Source organism: Streptomyces marokkonensis (assembly GCF_008312835.1).
In the GTDB taxonomy this organism is placed as follows: domain Bacteria; phylum Actinomycetota; class Actinomycetes; order Streptomycetales; family Streptomycetaceae; genus Streptomyces; species Streptomyces marokkonensis_A.
This window is the reverse complement of record NZ_VSKS01000001.1, coordinates 457404-477091: the sequence shown is the minus strand read 5'-3', so window position 1 is coordinate 477091 and position 19688 is coordinate 457404. Positions and strand designations below refer to the sequence as shown.

17 protein-coding genes are annotated in these 19688 nt (G+C 74.3%); 6 read left to right on the top strand and 11 right to left on the bottom strand.

Going from position 1 to position 19688, the window contains the following annotated elements:
- Positions 1-573 carry a (2Fe-2S)-binding protein gene (locus tag F1615_RS02110; RefSeq protein ID WP_149547098.1) on the bottom strand — a complete coding sequence of 191 codons (573 nt, stop codon included), beginning with the start codon at positions 571-573 and terminating at the stop codon, positions 1-3.
- Positions 573-1463 (bottom strand): FAD binding domain-containing protein, encoded by an 891-nt coding sequence (locus F1615_RS02105; RefSeq protein WP_149547097.1) that lies wholly within the window; start codon positions 1461-1463, stop codon positions 573-575. The genes F1615_RS02110 and F1615_RS02105 overlap by 1 nt, the downstream gene beginning before the upstream one ends.
- A gap of 344 nt (positions 1464-1807) precedes the next feature.
- On the opposite strand from F1615_RS02105, the gene F1615_RS02100 reads away from it, so the two are divergent.
- Complete coding sequence (locus tag F1615_RS02100) at positions 1808-3499, top strand: PucR family transcriptional regulator (RefSeq protein WP_149547096.1); 1692 nt, start codon at positions 1808-1810, stop codon at positions 3497-3499.
- 141 nt (positions 3500-3640) lie between these two features.
- Positions 3641-4417 carry a hypothetical protein gene (locus F1615_RS02095; protein ID WP_149547095.1) on the top strand — a complete coding sequence of 259 codons (777 nt, stop codon included), beginning with the start codon at positions 3641-3643 and terminating at the stop codon, positions 4415-4417.
- A gap of 136 nt (positions 4418-4553) precedes the next feature.
- Here F1615_RS02095 and F1615_RS02090 read toward each other — a convergent pair whose 3' ends face one another.
- Complete coding sequence (locus tag F1615_RS02090; protein WP_149547234.1) at positions 4554-5345, bottom strand: GntR family transcriptional regulator; 792 nt, start codon at positions 5343-5345, stop codon at positions 4554-4556.
- Positions 5346-5634: 289 nt separating this feature from the next.
- Here F1615_RS02090 and F1615_RS02085 point away from each other — a divergent pair, with 289 nt between their 5' ends.
- Both F1615_RS02085 and F1615_RS02080 read left to right on the top strand, forming a co-directional pair.
- Positions 5635-6495 carry a (2Fe-2S)-binding protein gene (locus tag F1615_RS02085; RefSeq protein ID WP_149547094.1) on the top strand — a complete coding sequence of 287 codons (861 nt, stop codon included), beginning with the start codon at positions 5635-5637 and terminating at the stop codon, positions 6493-6495.
- Between the two features lie 303 nt (positions 6496-6798).
- Positions 6799-7845 carry a DUF2637 domain-containing protein gene (locus tag F1615_RS02080; RefSeq protein WP_149547093.1) on the top strand — a complete coding sequence of 349 codons (1047 nt, stop codon included), beginning with the start codon at positions 6799-6801 and terminating at the stop codon, positions 7843-7845.
- Between the two features lie 90 nt (positions 7846-7935).
- On the opposite strand, the gene F1615_RS02075 is transcribed toward F1615_RS02080, so the two are convergent.
- Positions 7936-8337, bottom strand: a complete 402-nt coding sequence (locus tag F1615_RS02075; RefSeq protein ID WP_149547092.1) for an ATP-binding protein — start codon at positions 8335-8337, stop codon at positions 7936-7938.
- Positions 8338-8550: 213 nt separating this feature from the next.
- Complete coding sequence (locus F1615_RS02070) at positions 8551-9171, bottom strand: hypothetical protein (RefSeq protein WP_149547091.1); 621 nt, start codon at positions 9169-9171, stop codon at positions 8551-8553.
- 271 nt (positions 9172-9442) lie between these two features.
- Between F1615_RS02070 and F1615_RS02065 the strand changes: the two genes are divergently transcribed.
- Positions 9443-11164, top strand: coding sequence for a helix-turn-helix domain-containing protein (locus F1615_RS02065; protein WP_244328608.1), 1722 nt, complete (start codon positions 9443-9445; stop codon positions 11162-11164).
- A gap of 6 nt (positions 11165-11170) precedes the next feature.
- Here F1615_RS02065 and F1615_RS02060 read toward each other — a convergent pair whose 3' ends face one another.
- Together F1615_RS02060 and F1615_RS37045 are read right to left on the bottom strand one after the other, a co-directional pair.
- On the bottom strand, positions 11171-12913 hold the full coding sequence (locus F1615_RS02060; protein ID WP_149547089.1) for a pyruvate dehydrogenase: 1743 nt from the start codon (positions 12911-12913) through the stop codon (positions 11171-11173).
- A gap of 67 nt (positions 12914-12980) precedes the next feature.
- Entirely contained in the window at positions 12981-14075 is a 1095-nt protein-coding gene (locus F1615_RS37045) for a protein phosphatase 2C domain-containing protein (protein WP_149547233.1), read from the bottom strand.
- 1026 nt (positions 14076-15101) lie between these two features.
- Between F1615_RS37045 and F1615_RS02045 the strand changes: the two genes are divergently transcribed.
- A complete protein-coding gene (locus F1615_RS02045) occupies positions 15102-15584 on the top strand; it encodes a DUF456 domain-containing protein (RefSeq protein WP_149547088.1) in 483 nt (160 codons plus the stop codon).
- Positions 15585-15597: 13 nt separating this feature from the next.
- On the opposite strand, the gene F1615_RS02040 is transcribed toward F1615_RS02045, so the two are convergent.
- The 4 genes from F1615_RS02040 to F1615_RS02025 form a co-directional block, all read right to left on the bottom strand.
- A complete protein-coding gene (locus F1615_RS02040) occupies positions 15598-16092 on the bottom strand; it encodes a methylated-DNA--[protein]-cysteine S-methyltransferase (protein ID WP_149547087.1) in 495 nt (164 codons plus the stop codon).
- Between the two features lie 2 nt (positions 16093-16094).
- The gene (locus tag F1615_RS02035; RefSeq protein WP_149547086.1) at positions 16095-17537 is read right to left on the bottom strand and encodes an AlkA N-terminal domain-containing protein; all 1443 of its coding nucleotides are present in this window, start codon (positions 17535-17537) and stop codon (positions 16095-16097) included.
- Between the two features lie 9 nt (positions 17538-17546).
- Positions 17547-18644, bottom strand: coding sequence for a ribosome small subunit-dependent GTPase A (gene rsgA / locus F1615_RS02030; RefSeq protein WP_149547085.1), 1098 nt, complete (start codon positions 18642-18644; stop codon positions 17547-17549).
- Positions 18645-18958: 314 nt separating this feature from the next.
- Positions 18959-19630 (bottom strand): GntR family transcriptional regulator, encoded by a 672-nt coding sequence (locus F1615_RS02025; protein ID WP_149547084.1) that lies wholly within the window; start codon positions 19628-19630, stop codon positions 18959-18961.
- Positions 19631-19688 lie beyond the last annotated feature (58 nt).

Here is a 19688-nt window from a genome sequence, read left to right as displayed (position 1 = left end):
TCAGACCCCCTCGGACTGGCGGGCGGCAGCCAGGCGGACCGCGTCCATGATCTTCTCGTAGCCGGTGCAGCGGCACAGGTTGCCCGACAGGGCCTCGCGGATGTCCGCGTCGCTCGGGTTGGGGTTGCGCTCCAGCATCTCGTCGGCGGCGACCAGCAGACCCGGGGTGCAGAAGCCGCACTGGACGGCGCCGGCGTCGATGAACGCCTGCTGGACGGGGGAGAGTTCGGTGCCCTCTCCGGTCTGCGAGTCGGTGCCCCGGGCCTGCCACTGCCGGGCCTCGTCCAGTGCGGTGCCGCAGCCGCCGGTGGCGCGGGAACGCTGTGCGGCGTAGTCCGCCAGGCCCTCCACGGTGACGACCTCGCGCCCCTCGGCCTGGCCGGCCGCGACGAGACAGGAGCACACGGGCAGGCCGTCCAGGCGGACCGTGCACGAGCCGCACTCGCCCTGCTCGCAGGCGTTCTTGGAACCGGGCAGGCCGAGCCGCTCGCGCAGCACGTACAGCAGGGACTCGCCCTCCCAGACGTCGTCGGCTTCCTGGGGGCGTCCGTTGACGGTGAAGTTGAGTCGCATTACGCGGCTCCCTCCGTGGTGCGGTGGGCGCCGCGGTACGACTCCCAGGTCCAGGTCAGGGTGCGGCGGGCCATGACACCGACGGCGTGACGGCGGTAGCTCGCGGTGCCGCGCACGTCGTCGATCGGGTTGCAGGCGGCGGCGCACAGGTCGGCGAACCGCTTGGCGACGGAAGGGGTGATGATCTTCCCGTTGTCCCAGAAGCCGCCCTCCTCCAGCGCCGCGTTCAGGAACTCCTCCGCGGTCCGGGCCCGGACGGGCGTCGGGGCGGCGGAGCCGATCCCGGTCCGCACCGTCCGCGTCGCGGGGTGCAGGGCGAGCCCGAAGGCGCACACGGCGATGACCATGGCGTTGCGGGTGCCGACCTTGGAGTACTGCTGCGGGCCGTCGGCCTTCTTGATGTGGACGGCGCGGATCAGCTCGTCGGGCGCCAGCGCGTTGCGCTTCACGCCGGTGTAGAAGTCGTCGATCGGGATGCGGCGCGATCCGCGCACCGACTCGGCCTCGACCTCGGCACCGGCCGCGAGCAGCGCCGGGTGGGCGTCGCCGGCCGGGGAGGCGGTGCCGAGGTTGCCGCCGACGCCGCCGCGGTTGCGGATCTGCGGGGAGGCGACCGTGTGGGAGGCGAGGGCGAGACCCGGCAGCTCGGCGCGCAGATGCTCCATGATCTTCGCGTACGGGACGGAGGCGCCGAGCCGTACGCTCTCCTCGCCGACCTCCCACTCCTCGAGGTCGGCGATGCGGTTCAGGTCCATGAGGTACTCGGGCCTGCGGTGGTCGAAGTTGATCTCGACCATCACGTCGGTGCCACCCGCGATCGGCACAGCGGCGGGGTGCTCGGCCTTCGCGGCGAGCGCCTCCTCCCAGCTGGCGGGGCGAAGGAAATCCATGACCGGCTCTCTTATTCGTCTCGTGGGGCGTACAGATTGAGCCAATCCGTGTGCGGCGGGCCCGGCTCGTCGGTGTGCGGTTCACTCGGAGTGGGCCCAGTACACCGCCGCGTGATCCGCCCGGGTCAGTCACGGAAACCATGAAGGAGTTGGCTGGCCAACGAGGGCATCTTGTAGATTCGTATGAACGGAGGCCGTCTGTAACCTCCCCATCCTCCTCCGGCAACAGGGGACAGCGTCCGCGAAACGGCCGATACCGCTGATCAGCCACCCGCTGGGCCCTCACCGGAAGATTCCCTCACGGTCCATCCTAGATATCGAGACAGAGAACGGCGGCGACGAGAATGCGGCTGCGCGCACTGCTGGACACCGACGCGCTGGGCCTGAAGCTGCTCGGCGGGGAGGACGAGCTGGACCGCGGTGTGCGGGGCGTGATGACCACCGATCTGCGGGACCCCAGCCGCTATCTCTCCGGCGGGGAACTGGTGCTCACGGGCCTGGCCTGGCGCCGGGGCGCCGCCGACTCGGAGCCGTTCGTACGCATCCTGGTGCAGGCCGGGGTGGCCGCCCTCGCGGCCGGTGAGGCGGAACTGGGCGATGTGCCCGACGACCTGGTCGTGGCCTGTGCGCGGCACCGGCTGCCGTTGTTCGCCGTGCACGAGTCGGTGGCCTTCGCGACCATCACCGAGCACGTCGTGCGGCAGGTCTCCGGCGAGCGCGCCGGGGATCTCGCGGCGGTCGTGGACCGGCACCGGCGGATGATGACGTCGGGCCCGGCGGGCGGCGGCCCCGACGTGGTGCTCGACCTGCTCGGCTCCGACCTGGACCTGCGGGCCTGGGTGCTGTCGCCCACCGGGCGGCTGATCGCGGGGTCGAAGGTCGCGGGACCGCGGGGGACGGAGCCGACGCTGCCCGCCGACGTGTGCGCGCGGCTCGCCGCGGAGCAGCTGGCGGCCGCCCGCACCGGCCGGCCGGGACCGCACCGGGTCACGCTGGGCCAGACGACGTACAGCCTCTTCCCGGTGCGCGGCAGCGGGCGCTCCGGCTCCACGGCGCGGGACACGCGAGAGACGGTGCTGTCGGACTGGCTGCTGGCCGTCGAGGCCGATGCCGGGGACTGGGCCGAGGAGCGGCTGGACCTGCTCCAGGGCGTGACCCAGCTGATCGCCGTCGAACGGGACCGCCGGGACGCCGCCCGCACGGTCCGCCGCCGGCTCGCGCAGGAGGTGCTGGAACTGCTGCAGACGGGTGCCGCGCCCGCCGAGACGGCGGCGCGGCTGCGGGTGGCCGCGCCGGTGCTGCTGCCCGGGCTCGGCACCGCGCCGCACTGGCAGGTCGTGGTGGCCCGTGTCGACTGGGACGGCGGGGAGGTCGACGGCGGGCCGGTGGCCCAGGCACTGCTGGAGGAGATTTTGGTCGATCCGGCGTCGACCGGCCCCGAGCACTCCGACCGCATCGCGGTGGCGCACACCGGCGACGAGGCGATCGCGCTCGTCCCGCTGCCCGCGGTGACCGGCGGCGACCACGACGACGCCGGTGCCGGGGTCGTCGCCGACGCGCTCCTGGAAGCCGTGCGCGACCCGCTCTCGGCCGGCCTCGACGGCGACGGGCGGCTCACCCTCGGCGTCTCCGCCGCGGTGCACTCGGCGGAGGGGCTGCGCGGCGCGCTGGAGGAGGCGCGCCACGCCCGGCGCGTCGCCGCGGCCCGCCAGGGCCGGGTCTGCGCGGCCGGTCACCAGGAACTGGCCTCGCACGTGCTGCTGCTCCCGTTCGTCCCCGACGACGTGCGGCGCGCCTTCACCGCGCGTCTCCTCGACCCGCTGCGGGACTACGACCGCCGCCACCGCGCCGAACTGATCCCCACCCTGGAGGCGTTTCTCGACTGCGACGGCTCCTGGACCCGCTGCGCCTCCCGCCTCCACCTGCACGTCAACACGCTGCGCTACCGCGTCGGCCGCATCGAACAGCTGACGGGCCGTGACCTGTCCCGCCTGGAGGACAAGCTCGACTTCTTCCTGGCCCTGCGCATGAGCTGAGCCGGGCGGCTGTCGGCCGGTTCGGGCCCGCGGCCCACGACTTTGTGAAATCCTTCACCCACCCTCTTGGCCGGGCCCCGTGGTTCGTGCTGAGATGCGGCCACCACTCAACAGCTCGATGGCGTGCTCGGGGAGGGCAACGTGGCGCATACCGCCATGTCCGGTGACGGAACGACCGCCGATGACGATCCTCTCCAGACGGCGGTGTGGCGGCTGCGCTCCCGTGCCTGCTGGGCCGACGCCGCCGCACTGCTGGCCCCCGACTCCCCGGACGCGGCCCTGCAGCGGGCGTCGCTGCTGGTCGAGCGGTGTGTCTACACCGAGGCCGGGTGGGAGGAGGCGGAGGACGCACTGCGTACGGCCGAGGCGATGGCGCACAGTGACGACGAGCGGGGGGCGGCCGCTTGTGAACGCGGGTACTTGGCCTACGCGGCGACCCTGTTCCGGGTGCGCGACCGGGCGGACGAGGCGCGGGCCGCGCTCGGCCGGGCGGCGGCGCTGATCGCTCCGGGGGCGGCGGGGCGGGCGCTGCTGGACTTCCGGCGCGGGCTGATCGCGGAGAACCTCACCCGGTCGCCGCAGGCGGCGCGGGCCGCGTACCGCCGCGCCCACGCGGGCGCCACCGCGCAGGCCGATCCGCTGCTGCTGTCCGGCACGTGGCGTCACCTTGCGGGACTCGCCCTGCGGGACGGGGAGTTGACCGAAGCGCGGCACGGGTTCGCGGAGTCGCTGCGGATCCGCGAGGAGCTGGGCTATCTCGTCGGTACGGCGCCGGCCCTGGTGTCCCTGGCGGAGACGGAGACCGGCCCGGAGGCGTCCCGCCTGCGGGAGGAGGCCCGCCGCCTGTTCCGCCTCCTGGGCGGCGTCCCCACCTGGCTGGCCGGCCAGCTGGCCCCACCGGGCGCGGCAACGGCCTGACAGCGCGTCCGGGGGTACCCCCTCCGGGGGAGTTCGGGGACGAGCCCGTCCAGGGCCGAAAGGGGGGTCCGGGGGCGCAGCCCCAGGGACGGGAAGGGGAGGGGCGGCGGGGGCGGGAAAAGCGAGCAGTAACGCCTCAGCCCGCCCCGTTGAAGTGCTCCCCCACCAGTGACCGGACGACGTCCAGATCACCGGCGATCAAGGCGTCGAGCAGCGCCGTGTGTTCGTGCGCGTCGGCGATCAGCCGCGCACGCCCCCGGGTGCCGGAGGTGCCGCCGACCAGCGGCCACTGGGCACGCCGGTGGAGGTCCTCGGCGATCCGGACGAGCTGCTCGTTCCCGGCGAGGGCGAGCACCGCGCCGTGGAACGCGCGGTCGGACTCCGCGTACGTGGCCCGGCACCCGGCGGACGCGGCACGGACGGTGGCCTCGGCGAGCGGGCGCAGCCCGGCCCACCGCTCGGCGGGCACCGTACGCGCCAGCCGCAGCATCACCGGGACCTCGATCAGCGCCCGGACCTCGGCCAGCTCGGCCAGCTCCCCGGCGCCCCGCTCGACGACCCGGAACCCCCGGTTGGGCACGACCTCGACCGCGCCCTCGAGGGTGAGCTGCTGCATGGCCTCGCGGACGGGCGTCGCGGAGACGCCGAACCGCTCGGCCAGCACGGGCGCGGAGTACACCTCGCCGGGGCGCAGTTCACCGGTCACCAGCGCGGTGCGCAGGGCGGCGAGGATCTGTCCGCGCACGGAGGACCGCTGGACGGCGGGCCGGGGAAGAGGAGGTTCGCCGTGCGTGTGCTCGCCGCGCACGGTGTCGCCCTCGGCACCGCCCGCCCGGTCGCGCAGCCGGTCGGCCGCGTCCTGCGCCGCCGGCTGGGCCGGCACCCGGCAGCGGTCGGCCGCGTCCTGCGCCGCCGGCTGGGCCGGCACCCGGCAGCGGTCGGCCGCGTCCTGCGCCGCCGGCTGGGCCGGCACCCGGCAGCGGCCCTGGCCGGCCCGGTCGGCGGCCGCCGCCTCCACCGCCCCGGCGGGGCCCTGCGTGCCCTGCTTCACAAGGTCCTCCTGCGGACGTGTCGGTACTTGCGGTCATTACGGCGGGTTGTCACCTGTCCGTCAAGCACCATAGGCGCACCGGACGCCAGTTCCCATATCCGCGATCTTCGGTAAGGTGAGCCTTACCTTTATTGCTCGGCTCCACGAGATGCGAATGGGTGGTCCCATGCCTGTGCCCGGTTCGGCCGTCGCGGACGCGTACGCCCGCCTGGCGGAGGCCTTCCCCGCGCTGGCCGTCACCGAGCTGGCCACCGGCGAGGAGGCTCCCCGGGGCGGCGGCTGGGTCGCCGCGTCGGAGCTCGCCGACGCGGGGACCGGCCTGGACGCCTTCCTGGCCTGGGACGACACCCAGGTGCTGCGGGACTACGGCCGGCAGGGCCGGCCGGACGTGATCGCGAGCTTCGGGCTGCACCGCTACGCGTGGCCCGCCTGCCTGCTGATCACCGTGCCGTGGTTCCTGCACCGCAGGGTGCCGCGCTTCCCCGTGACGCATGTCTCGTTCGACCGCACCGCGCCCGGTCTCGCCGTGGGCCGCATGGCCGTGCGGCCGGACGGTTTCGCCTGCCTGCCGGACGACCCGGCCGCCGCGCTGCCCGGAGCCCGGGTGGTGCCCGACGAGGAGGCGCTGCGGGCGGAGGTGCGCGCGGCGGTCGCCCAGCACCTCGAACCCGTCCTGGCCGGTTTCGGCCCCCGGATGCGGCGGCGCGGCCGCGCCCTGTGGGCCATGGCGACCGACGAGATCGTCGAGAGCCTGTGGTACGTCGCCCAGCTGCTCGGCGAGGAGGAGCGCGCGACGCGCGAGCTGGAGCTGCTGCTGCCGGGCGCGACCAAGCCGTACGTCGGCGCCGCCGCCTTCCGCCGGCCGGCCGGACCCGGCGGGGAGCCGGAGCGCGCGACCCGGGACCGGGTCAGCTGCTGCATGTTCTACACACTGCGTCCCGCGGACATGTGCGCCACCTGCCCGCGCACCTGCGACAGAAACTCCGTGACCGGCAGCGCCACCGCCGTCGCGGCGCAGGCGAGTTGACGCCGCGTCGGGCAACGGCACCCCCTGCGGGGACGTAAGATCATCCGGTCGGCACGCCACAGAGGTCACGGCTGATTCACAATTCCCTCACCCGTCGCGGGAACTTTCCGCGGAACCACCCGTACGGGTAGTCTTATTCGAACTCAACTCCCGCCCCTCATGCGGCAGTTCGAGCAGAAAGCCGCCCTGGGCACCCCCCTCTCACTTCCTGGGCGGCCTCTTGCCCCGAAACCCCCTGAGGGCTGCTGGGATTGGGCCACTATGGCGGGCGTTACGCCCTATCCCAATGCAAGGGACCCCTAGATGAGACTGACCGACATATCGCTGAACTGGCTGCTTCCGGGCGCCGTGCTGCTCCTGGGCATGCTGGCGGCGGTGGCGGTGCTGGCGCGCGGGAAGCGCTCCTCGGTCAAGGACACGAGTGCGGACGACTCGTGGGAGCGCAGCGAGGAGCGCAGCCGGCGCAAGGAGGCCGTCTACGGCACCGTCTCCTACGTCCTGCTGTTCTGCTGTGCGGCGGTGGCCGCCGCGCTCTCCTTCCACGGCCTTGTCGGCTTCGGCGAAGAGAACCTCGGGCTCTCCGGCGGCTGGCAGTACCTCGTCCCGTTCGGCCTGGACGGCGCGGCGATGTTCTGCTCGGTGCTCGCCGTGCGCGAGGCGAGCCACGGTGACGCGGCCCTCGGCTCGCGGATACTCGTATGGACGTTCGCCTTCGCCGCGGCCTGGTTCAACTGGGTCCACGCTCCCCGGGGCATCGGCCACGCGGGCGCACCGCACTTCTTCGCGGGCATGTCCCTGTCGGCGGCGGTCCTGTTCGACCGCGCGCTGAAGCAGACCCGGCGGGCCGCGCTGCGTGAACAGGGCCTGGTTCCGCGTCCGCTCCCGCAGATCCGTATGGTGCGCTGGCTGCGCGCCCCCCGGGAGACCTACCGCGCCTGGTCGCTGATGCTGCTGGAGGGCGTCCGCAGCCTCGACGAAGCGGTCGAGGAAGTGCGCGAGGACAAGATCCGCAAGGACGAGGCCAAGCAGCGCCGGCGGGACCAGCAGCGGATGGAGCGGGCCCGGCTCAAGGCGATCAGCCGCGGCCACCGGGGCTTCGTCGGCCGGGGCGGCGGACGCGAGCTGGAGACGGCAACCGTGGAGCGCGACTCCGACATGGTCTCCGCGGAGCCTGCCATATCGGCCCCGGAGGCCCTGCCCGTCCGCGCGCGTCCCTCCCTGCAGCCGGTGCGTTCCGGCGGCACTGACCCGCTGACCGTCGACCTCACCGCCGAGGACGACACCCAGGCCCTGCCGCGCCTGGACTCCCTGGAGCGCAAGCTCAAGGACCTGGAGCAGCAGTTCGGCTGACGCCGCACGACGGACGACGGGGGCGGCCCGCACGGGCCGCCCCCGCGTGCTGTGCGGGGCGGAATGGACGCACGCCTCGTGGCCGCGCCTTCAGGCGGCGTCCGCGTCGAGTTCGAACCAGACGGACTTGCCCACCTCGTGCCGGCTGACGCCCCACTCGTCGGCGAGGGACTCGACGAGCACCAGGCCCCTGCCGTGCGTGCCGTCGTCGGTGCACGGCAGTCGCGGCCGGGGCTGGCGGGACACGAAGTCCCGCACCTCCACCCGCAGTCCACGGGGTCCCACGGTGGCCGTCAGCACCGCCTCGTCGTCGGTGTGGACGAGCGCGTTGGTGACGAGCTCGCTGGTGAGCAGTTCCGCGACCGCGGACTGTTCCGGTGTGCCCCAGTGCGTGAGCAGCTCACGCACCGCCCTGCGGGACTCGGGCACCGCTCTCAGGTCCGCCCGCCCCAGTGTGCGCCTCAGCTGAGCCGCCGAAGCCTGACTCCTCATGGCCCCGCCCGCGTGCCGATGTCGATTCCCCCTGCTGCTCGAACGCGTCTACGGGAATCATTGCCCGGTCACCCACGCGGCAGTCATGCCGCGGCGTCGACGACCGGTTGTTGGCCGAAGTGCAGTGGCCACGCATGCGCGCGGGGCCGTCCTCCCGACCCCCGTGGCGAGAGGACGGCCCCGGCTTCCGTGGTGGCCGTGGGGGGGCGGGGCTCAGTACAGCTTGTCGACGGCCTTCTTCGTCGTCTTCTTGAAGGCGGCGACCGGGGCGTCACCGAAGTCGCCCATCTGCCCCCATCCGACGACGGTCACGGTCCTGCCGTCCCGTCCCACGGACAGCAGGTGGACGTCCGTGGCGCCCCAGGAGGTCTCCGTGCGCAGCCCGTGCACCGCCGCTCCCTCCTCGACCGGCAGTGTGCCGTAGTACCGGCCCTCGGCCTCGGTCTCCGGGTCGGACAGCTCGATCCGGTCCGCGCAGGAACGGATCTCCTTGTTGAGCAGGGCGGCCAGCGCCTTGCCCTTGGCGGCGGAGCCGGTGACCACGGTGACCTGCACGGCGCCCGTGTCCAGGTCGGTGTGGAAGACACGGTGCCGGTAGTCGTAGGCCGGTACGCCCTCGCCCAGGCAGTACGCGAGCTCCGCCGGGAAGCCGTCGGTGACCGGACCCGCGGTCCAGCCGGACGACGGGTGCGGGGGCAGCTCGGAGGCGGCGAGGAACGCGGGTGGGGCGGCCTTCTTCGGAGCGGCGCCGGCCGGTGCGGTGAGCGCCGTGCCGGCCGCGAGCGCGGCGACGGTGAGCGTGGCGAGTGCGGCGGCCCGGGTGCGCATGGGCATGGGTGTCCCCCGTGAGGTGTGCGGGATGGATGGGTGAGGCGGTACGCCGTGACGACCGGGCTGGTCCCTCCGGCGGCCGTCGGGGCGGTACGTACCGAGAGCATCGGCCGTCCCGGGAGGCGGGCGCAAGCGGCGTCGCCGGATTCACCGGCATGGAACCATCCCAGCCCTTCCGACGTGCAGGTACATGGGGTGCCTGGGATGCCGTACCAGGGCCTGGTCCGGGTCGGAGCGAGTGCGGGGTGACGTGTCGGTGTCGGCACAGGACGACGTGGCTGAGTTCGCGGCGCTGCTGCGGGAGCTGAAGGAACGCACGGACCGCAGTTACGGCTCGCTGGCCCGTCGCCTGAACATGAACACCTCGACGCTGCACCGCTACTGCGCCGGCGAGGCGGTTCCCGTCGACTTCGCGCCCGTGGAACGCTTCGCCGCGCTCTGCGGCGCGTCGAGCACGGAACGCCTGGACCTCCACCGCCGCTGGCTCCGTGCCGCGGAGGCACGCCGCCACCCGCGCGGGGCGGACGGCGGCTCGGCGGGCGCGGCAGGGTCGGCGCCCGCAGGGCCGGGTCCCGGCCCGGGCTCGGCTCCGGACTCCGGTTCGGCTCCCGGCCCCAACTCCAGCTCCGACTCCGGCTCCGGCCCAGCTACGGGCCCGGACTCCGGCTCCGGCTCGCGCTCCGTCTCCAACTCCGGCCCCGCTTCCGGCCCCGACTCCGGCCCCGACTCCGGCCCCGGCTCCGACTCCGGCTCCGGCTCGCGCTCCGTCTCCAACTCCGGCCCCGACTCCGGCCCCGACTCCGGCCCCGGCTCCGACTCCGGCTCCGGCTCCAACTCCGGCTCCGCCTCCGGCCCCGGCTCGGGCTCGGGCTCCGGAACCGGCTCCGGCCCCCGCAGCGTGCCGTCGTGGTCGAGCGGGGGCGCGGTCGGCGGGCCGGAAGCCGGGCCCGGCACCGGGCGCGCCGGTGCGGGGGCCGGGGAATCCGCGCCCGCGGGCGACCCCGTGGCGGAGGGCGGTGCCGTGAGCGGGCCCCGGGCGGAGGAAGCCGGCGGGCAGCGGCCCTGGTACCGGCGGCGTGAGCGGGTTGCCGTCGCCGTGGCCGCCGCGTGCGCGTTGCTCGCGACCGTGGGGAGTCTGTCCGCGCTGCCGGACGACCGGCGGTCGTCCGGCGGGCGGGAGACCTCCGGTGCGCGACCGGGTACGTCTGCGCCGACCGGGACCGCCGCGAAGCCCCACGGCCGCACCTCCTCGCCCGCACCCTCCGCCACCGCTTCCGGCACCGGCACCGGCACCGCAGCACCGAAGGGGCGTCCCGGGGCCCCCGAGTCACCGCGCGGCACCTCCGCCCCGCCGGAGCCGACGGCGTCCGCCGGACCCCCGCCGCTCACCTGGTCCGCCGACTCCCACGTGTGGGCGTACGGGTGCGGTCACGACTACGTCGTCGCGAGGCCGCCGAAGCAGGTCCCGCCGCCCCCGGCCCCGCAGGACGCCAGGACGTGGGCGGAGGCGCAGTCGGCCGTGCACGGCGGCGAGACGAGGGTGGAGCTGTCGGTGCAGGGGACGTCCCGCACGGCCGTCGTCCTCACCGCGCTCCGGGTCCGGGTGACCGGCCGCGCCGCGCCCGCCCCGGGGAACGCGTACGCCATGGACGAGGGCTGCGGCGGCGCGCTCACCCCGCGGCACTTCGACGTGGACCTGGACAAGGACCGGCCCATCGCCCGCGCGGTCGCCGGGAACGACGCCGGCACGCCGATCCCGGCCGTGCGGATGCCCTACCGGGTCTCCGCGACCGACCCGGAGGTGCTGATGGTCACCGCCCGGACCGGTGACTGCGACTGCCGCTGGTACCTGGAGCTGGACTGGTCCTCGCAGGGCCGCACCGGCACGGTCCGCATCGACGACCACGGCCGCCCGTTCCGCACCAGCGGTGTCGAGGAACTGCCCCGCTACGCGTACGACACCTCCGCACGCGACTGGCGGCCGCGCACGGAGTGAACGCCCTCACGGCCGGGGCACGTTGCGCAGGTTGGACCGGGCCATCTGCAGCATCCGGCCGACCCCGCCGTCCAGCACCATCTTGGAGGCGGACAGGGCGAACCCGGTCACCATCTCCTTGCTGATCTTCGGCGGGATCGAGAGCGCGTTGGGGTCGGTGACGACGTCGACCAGGGCCGGGCCCTTGTGCTTGAACGCGGACTTCAGCGCCCCGGTGAGGTCCTTCGGCTTCTCCACCCGCACCCCGTAGGCGCCGCACGCCCGGGCGACGGCGGCGAAGTCCGGGTTCTTCATGGCGGTGCCGTGCGAGGGCAGACCGGCGACCAGCATCTCCAACTCCACCATGCTCAGCGAGGAGTTGTTGAACAGGACCACCTTCACGGGCAGGTCGTACTGCACGAGGGTGAGGAAGTCCCCCATCATCATGGTGAATCCGCCGTCGCCGGACATCGACACGACCTGCCGGCCCCGGTCGGTGAACTGCGCCCCGATCGCCATCGGCAGCGCGTTGGCCATCGAGCCGTGGGAGAAGGAACCGATCACCCGGCGGCGGCCGTTGGGCGAGATGTAGCGCGCCGCCCAGACGTTGCACATGCCGGTGTCGACGGTGAACACCGCGTCGTCGTCGGCCATCTCGTCCAGGACGGACGCCACGTACTCGGGGTGGATCGGCACATGCTTCTCCACCTTCCGCGTGTAGGCCTTCACCACCCCCTCCAGCGCGTCCGCGTGCTTCTTCAGCATCCGGTCGAGGAACTTCCGGTTGTCCTTGGCGCGGACGCGCGGCGTCAGACAGCGCAGTGTCTCCTTCACATCGCCCCACACCGCGAGGTCCAGCTTGGAGCGCCGGCCGAGGTTCTCGGGCCGCACGTCGACCTGGACGATCCGCACGTCGTCGGGGAGGAAGGCGCTGTACGGGAAGTCGGTGCCGAGCAGGATCAGCAGATCGCACTCGTGGGTGGCCTCGTAGGCGGCGCCGTAGCCGAGCAGTCCGCTCATGCCCACGTCGTACGGATTGTCGTACTGGATCCACTCCTTGCCGCGCAGGGCGTGCCCGACCGGGGACTTGATCTTCTGGGCGAACTCCATGACCTCGGCGTGCGCGCCCTTGGTGCCGGCGCCGCAGAACAGGGTGACCTTCTCGGCCTCGTCGATCATGTCCACGAGCCGGTCGATCTCGGCGTCGCCGGGACGGACCGTCGGCCGGGAGGTGACGAGGGCGGTCTCGAGGGGCTTCTCGGGGGCGGCGTGGTCGGCGATGTCGCCCGGGAGGGTGACCACGCTGACGCCCGAGCGGCCGACCGCGTGCTGGATGGCGGTCTGCAGCAGCCGGGGCATCTGCTGCGGGCTGGAGATCATCTCGCTGTAGTGGCTGCACTCACGGAACAGCTGCTCGGGATGCGTCTCCTGGAAGTAGCCGAGGCCGATCTCGCTGGACGGGATGTGGGAGGCGAGGGCGAGGACCGGGGCCATGGAGCGGTGGGCGTCGTACAGCCCGTTGATGAGGTGGAGGTTGCCGGGACCGCAGGAACCGGCGCAGGCGCCCAGTCTGCCGGTGATCTGCGCCTCCGCGCCGGCGGCGAAGGCGGCGGTCTCCTCGTGCCGGACGTGGATCCAGTCGATGGCGGCGTTGCGGCGCACGGCGTCGACGACGGGGTTGAGGCTGTCGCCGACGACTCCGTAGAGGCGTTTGACTCCCGCGCGGGTGAGGATGTCGACGAACTGTTCCGCGACGTTCTGTTTGGCCATGGTGTCCCGTCTGCCCCTCCGGTGCCGAAGATGCCTGACGGGTTCCATGAATTCACACCGGGAGCGCTCACGCCTCCCAAACGGCGACGGCCGTGCGGTCGTCCGCGTATCCCTTGACCCGCACCTGGGTGTCGGCGAGGAACGCGGCGAGGCCGGGCGGTTCGGGGCGGGACCACCGGTCGGCCAGGTGGGTGCGGAGTTCCTCCTCGCCGCGCAACGGGTCGGCGAGTCCGGTGCCGCACATCAACAGGGTGTCACCCGGGCGGGCTACGGAGGTGCGGAAGCGGAAGGGCTCGCGGGGCGGTTCGGGGGCGGGCTCGTACGGGCTCGGGGGTGTGGGGAGGCCGAGGTCCATGGTGAGCCGGTCGCCCTGGGGGGTCTCGGAGGGCGGTGAGCCGAAGCCGACCACGGGTTCGCCCTTGACCTCGGTGACCTCCGGTTCGATGTCCTGCCACGCGCCGTCCCGCAGCCGGAACAGTCCGCCGGGGCCGACGCCGAAGAAGACCCGGGTGCGGCACTCGGGGTCGGCGGGCAGGAGGAGGCAGCGCAGGGTGGCCGCGTAGGCGTCGGGTTCCAGGCCCTGCTCGGCGGCTCCGGCGCGGAGCCTGCCGAGGCTGCGGTCGGTGAGGCGGTGCAGGCCCGATTTGAGGTCGCCGCGCCGGGCGGCCCTTATGTCGTCGACCAGGCGGGCGTGACTGCGCCCCACCGCGCGGCCGATCCACCGGCAGGCCTCGGCGGCGGCCAGGTGCGCCCGCGGCGCGGTCCGGGCTCCGGTCGCCAGCGCCACGAGGAGCAGCGCCCGCTCACCCGTGCCGAACCGCGCCGTGAGCAGCGCGTCGCGTCGTGGCTCTCCCCGGTACCGCGCGGAGTCCCCGCGCACGGAGGCGGCCCGCAGGGTGCAGGCTCCGTACCGGGCCCCGTCGAGGACGGTGTCCGGTACCAGGCCGTCCAGGTCGTCGGGGTCGGCCGCGGGGAGGGCGGTGGGCTCGGCGTCGTAGGTGGGGGGCCTGGGCCCGACGAAGCCGCGGGACGGCGGCGGGCCCGGGGGCGGTTCCAGACGGGAGGGCCGGGGACCGGCGGGCGCCGGTGCGTCGCCGGGTTCCGGGGTGGCGCGGGCCGGAGGGGCCGAGGCGGGAAAGGGTGTCCAGGTACCGAAGGCCATGGGCGGCAAGGGGGGCGGCGGATCCTCCTGGGGCCGCGGGGGCGCGTCCTGCCCGGTGGACACTGGCGGGTCCTGCTCAGGACGCGGCGGCGGGGCCTGCCCGGCAGGCGGGGGCGCGTCCCGGCCGGCGAGCGGGGGTGGGTCCTGCTGCGGGCGCGGAGGCGCGTCCCGCCCGGTGGACACTGGCAGGTCCTGCTCGGGACGCGGCGGCGGGGCCTGCCCGGCAGGCGGGGGCGCGTCCCGGCCGGCGAGCGGGCGTGGGTCCTGCTGCGGGCGCGGAGGCGCGTCCCGCCCGGTGGACACTGGCAGGTCCTGCTCAGGACGCGGCCGCGGGGCCTGCCCGGCAGGCGAGGGCGGGACCTGCCCGGCAGGCGGGGCCGGGACCTGCCCGGTGGGCGGGGGCGCGTCCCGGCCGGCGAGCGGGGGTGGGTCCTGCTGCGGGCGCGGGGGCGCGTTCCGGCCGGTGGACACTGGTGGGTCCTGCTCGGGGCGGGGTGGCGGGTTCTGCGGGGGACGCGGCGGGTTCAGGGGGGCGCCGCCGTCCGCGGCCACCGGGGGCTGCGACTCGGGTGGACGGCGGGCCTCCGGCGGGAAGGTCACCGGGTCCGGCGGCGTGGCGGGCGGGGGTTCCCACGGGGCGCGGGAGGGCGGTGCGGGCGTCGGTCGGGGCGCGGGGACCTTCGCCGCGGGCGCCGGGGGCGACTGCCCCGTGTTCAGCGTGCCGGACGCCGAGGCGAAACGGTCGTCCAGGGAATCGGGCGCCGGTGCGGGGCCCGTGTCACCGGTGGCGTCGTCGTACAGCTGCCCCCACCAGTCGTCCTCAGGACCGGTGGGCCTTCCCCCCTGCTGGCTCATGCCCCCGATTGTCCACCGCCGGAGGCGCGGGTAAACGGGGCATCCGGAAATTCCCAGCTCGGCGCCACGCACGGGACGGCCTGTCGGGTGAACCGCGGGACGGCTGTGCGACAAGGGGCGGAGCGGCCGTCCCGTTCTGCGCCGCCCGCACGCCTCCTGCACTCTGGACAGATGGGAGCGTGGGACCTCCTGCTGGCCGGACTGGTGCTCCTGCTCGGCCTGTGCGGAGTGCTGCTGCCAGGAGTGCCCGGGTCGTGGCTGGTGTGGGCCGGGGTCCTGTGGTGGGCGCTGAAGGACCCGCGGCCCGTCGCGTGGTGGGTGTGCGTGGGGGCGACGGCGGTGCTGCTCCTGTCCCAGGTGGTGCGCTGGGCCCTGCCGCCCCGCCGGCTGGCGGCGAGCGGCTCCGACGCCCGGATGCTGGCGTACGCGGGCTGCGGCTCGCTCCTCGGCTTCGTCCTGCTGCCGGTGATCGGCGCGGTCCCGGGCTTCCTCGGCGGTGCCTACGTCTGCGAGCGGCTGCGGCTGGGCCGGCGTGCCGAGGCGGTCGCGGCGACGCGCACGGCGATGCGCTCGGGGGGCTGGAGCGTGCTGACGGAACTGTTCACCTGCCAGCTGATCACGGCGGCGTGGCTGGCCGCGGTGTTCTGGTGGTGACCGCGGGCCCCGTTCAGGCCCGCAGCGCGCCCTCGTGGGTCAGCAGCCGCACCTTCCGCTCCAGCCCGCCCGCGTACCCGGTCAGCGAGCCGTCGGAGCCGATCACCCGGTGGCAGGGGCGGACGATGAGCAGCGGGTTCGCGCCGATCGCGCCGCCGACGGCCCGTACGGCGGGCCGGGACGCGCCGATCCGCGCCGCGATCTCGCCGTAGGAGACGGTCGCCCCGTAGGGGACGTCGTCGAGCGCGGCCCACACCTTCTCCCGGAACGGTGTGCCGACGGCGCTCATGGCCAGCCGGAACTCCTTGAGCTCTCCGGCGAAGTACGCGGCGAGCTGACGCTCGGCCTCGCGGAACGGTCCCGGATCGCGCCGCCAGTCGTCCCGCACGGTGCGCCCGCCCTTCTGGCCGGGCACGGAGAGCGAGGTCAGCTCACCGGTCGGCGCGGCGGTGAGCAGCAGTGGCCCGACAGGGCTGTCCACACCGGTCCAGTACGTCGTGTTCGTCATGCCTACTCCAACTCCCCTGCGGCACGCAGGTGGTTCAGGGCGTACGAGCGCCAGGGGCGCCAGCTGTCGGGGGTGTCCGGCCCGGGCGGGGCCACGTCCGGATCGCCGAGGGCGCGGGTGCGGATCGCGGCGACCGTCCGTTCGTCGAGGCCGGGGACGGTGGTCAGGGCGTCCTCGGCGGCGTCACGGTCGGCGCCGGGTCCGAGGCGTACGGTGCCGTCGGCGAGGGCGGCGGCGAGCGCGCCCAGGGTGCCGTCGGGCTCGGCCCCGGCGAGGACGCCGGGTTCGGGGAACAGGTGGGTGAGGGTGCCGCAGGGCGCGTCGAGCCTCTTGCCGCAGCGCCTGACCAGTTCCGCGGCCTCGTCGCGGCCCACCAGCGCGCGCACCGCCAGTTCGTCCGGGTCGGCGGCTCCCGGTGAGCGCAGCCCGGGGCGGGCGGCGACCAGGGGGGCGAGCCGGACGTCCGCGCCGAGGCGTCCGTCGACGGCGTACGGGTCGGCGTCCAGGTCGAACAGCCGCCGCAGCCGCTGGACGGCGGTGGTCAGGTCGCGGAGGTCGGTGAGGTGGACGCGGGCGTCGAGCCAGCCGCCGGGGTGGGCGCCCGATCCGGTGTGCGGGCGCTCGCCGACGGCGGCGATGCCGGTGCCGTAGGGCAGTCGCAGGGTGCGCCGGTAGGTGCGGGTGCCCGGGGTGCCGCTCACCTCCTCGACGCCCGGGACGGCCTCGCGCTGCAGCAGGTCGAAGACGGGCCCTGCCTGGTAGGGGCCGCGGTGGGCGAGCCGCAGGGGGATCCCGGCGGACGGTGTGCCGGCCCGCGCGGCGGTCCGGCCGCCGCGGGGCGCGGAGGCGCGCAGCCCGCTGGGGGTGGTGGCGTACACGGCCCGCACGGTGTCGTTGAACTGCCGGACGCTGGCGAATCCGGAGGCGAAGGCGATCTCGGTGACGGGCAGGCACGTGGTCTGCAGCAGCACCCGTGCGGCGTGCGCCCGCTGGGCCCGGGCGAGGGCGACGGGCCCGGCGCCGAGCTCGGCGGTGAGCTGGCGCTGCACCTGCCGGGCGCTGTAGCCGAGCCGTGCGGCGAGTCCGGCGACGCCCTCGCGGTCGACGACGCCGTCGGCGATCATCCTCATGGCCCGGCCCACGACGTCGGCCCGTACGTTCCACTCGGCGGAGCCGGGCACGGCGTCCGGGCGGCACCGCCGGCAGGCCCGGAACCCGGAGCCCTGCGCGGCCGCCGCGGTCGGGAAGAACCGCACGTTGCGCCGCCTCGGGGTGACGGCGGGGCAGCTGGGCCGGCAGTAGATGCCGGTCGTCTCCACGGCGAAGAAGAACGCCCCGTCGAACCGGGCGTCCCGGCTGCGCACCGCCTCGTACCTGCTGTCCTCGTCCGTCACACCGCCCAGTCTCCGCCACCCGGGGAGCCCCGGCTGGCGGAAATCGGACATGGCGGTGCGCTAACGCAGGCGGCCCCGCTTGGCCTCCATCGCGGCCCTGCCGATCGCGCCCTTGCGCTTCCAGTCCTTGCGGATCTCCGCGCGCAGGCGCGCGTCGGTCTTGGCGACGATGTACTGGTTCTCCCGGAGCAGCTTGCGGTAGCTCTCCAGGCGGCGCTGCGGCAGCTCACCGGTCTCGACGGCTGCGAGGACGGCGCAGCCCGGCTCGCTCTCGTGGGCGCAGTCGTGGAACCGGCAGCCCTCGGCGAGTTCCTCGATCTCGGAGAACACCTGGCCGACGCCGGTTCCTGCGTCCCACAGGCCGACGCCCCGCAGCCCCGGTGTGTCGATGAGGACTCCCCCGCCGGGCAGCGCCAGCAGGTTGCGGGTGGTCGTGGTGTGGCGGCCCTTGCCGTCGACGTCCCGGGTGGCCCGTACGTCCATGACGTCCTCGCCGAGGAGCGCGTTGGCCAGGGTGGACTTGCCTGCGCCGGACTGGCCGAGCAGCACCGACGTACCGCCGGAGACCAGCGCGGTGAGGACGTCGAGTCCGTCCCCGTCGACCGCGCTGACGGTGAGCACCGGCACGCCCGGTGCGCTGGTCTCCACGTCCTGGACGAGGTGCGCCCTGGTCACGGCGTCCGGCACGAGGTCGGCCTTGGTGAGCACGACCACGGGCTGTGCCCCGGACTCCCAGGCGAGCGCCAGGAAGCGCTCGATCCGGGCCAGGTCGAGTTCGACGGCGAGCGAGACGGCGACCACGACGTGGTCGACGTTGGCGGCGAGGATCTGCCCCTCGGACCGCTTGGAGGAGGTGGAGCGCACGAAGGCGGTGCGGCGCGGCAGGTACGCGCGGACGTAGCGGGGGTTCCCGCCGGGTTCGACGGCGACCCAGTCGCCCGTGCACACCACCCGCAGGGGGTCGTGCGGGGTGACGAAGGCGGTGTCGGCGCGCAGGATCCCGCCGGCGGTGACGACGTCGCACTGGCCTCGGTCGACCCGGATGACGCGCCCGGGCAGCAGCCCGTCCGCGTCGTGGGGGGCGAACTCGTCCGCCCAGGCGTCGTCCCAGCCGTACGGGGCGAGCGCGGAGGAAGTGGCAGGAGAGAGGGAACTCAAGGGGGGTGACCCTTCAGGTGGGTGGCCCCGGCGGCCGCGCGTACGCAGGTACGTACGCGGGCGGAGAAGGTGAGGTCAGCCGGTGGCCACGGAGGTGGACGTGACGGATTCGCGAATGCGGGCAGCGCCCAGCGCAACGACAGTCATCGGTCAACACCTCCCACTACTCACCCGGATCGGCACCATCGACGGCCGGCGACCCCGGTCACCGAACACCGGGGACACACACTAGGGGTTCCGTCGCCCGCGTGCCATCGGTTTTTCGTCCACGGGCCGCCGGCACACGGCACGGCGCCTCCCGGCGCTCCCCACGGCTATGCGGACTCGCCGGCCTCGAAGATCCGCTGCAACGAGGTGTGCGCACCGTCCAGGTGGTCCTCCATACGCCGAATCGCCTCCGTTGCGTCGCCGGCCCGCAGTGCCTGAAGTACCGCGCCGTGCTCGGCGACGATGCGTTCGCGCCCCAGGGTGTGCCGGGTCTGCACCATGCACAGGTGCATCTCGCCCTTGATGCCCCGGTAGATGCGGCTGAGCCGGGGGCTGCCGATCGCGTCCACGAGTGACTGGTGGAAGCGCAGGTCCGATTCGACGAAGGCGCTGTGCGGCGCCTCGGGTCCCAGCCGGCCGAGATCCGCGATGGCCCGCTCGGCCGCGGTCACCGGTACCGCGTCGCGCTCGACGAGGACGCGGACGACCTGCGTCTCGAGCGGCGTACGGACGAGGAACAGATCGTCGACGTCGGCGCGGGTGAGGTGGGGCACGTAGGCCGACTTGTTGGCGTGGCGGTGCAGGAGCCCCTCATGGACCAGCATGGTCACGGCACTGCGGGCGGTGGGCCGCGAGACGCCGTAGCCGGTCGCGATCTCGGTCTCGGCTATGGCCGTACCGGGTGTCAGCTGCCCGTCGAGCACCCGGTCGCGCAGGGACGCGGCGAGGGCCTCGACGACCGAGACGGTGGACAGCCGGATGGCGGCGTCCTGAGCCATGAATACCTCCGAAGGGACCGCCGTCATTGTCGCACGCGGATGTACGCGACTCATTGAC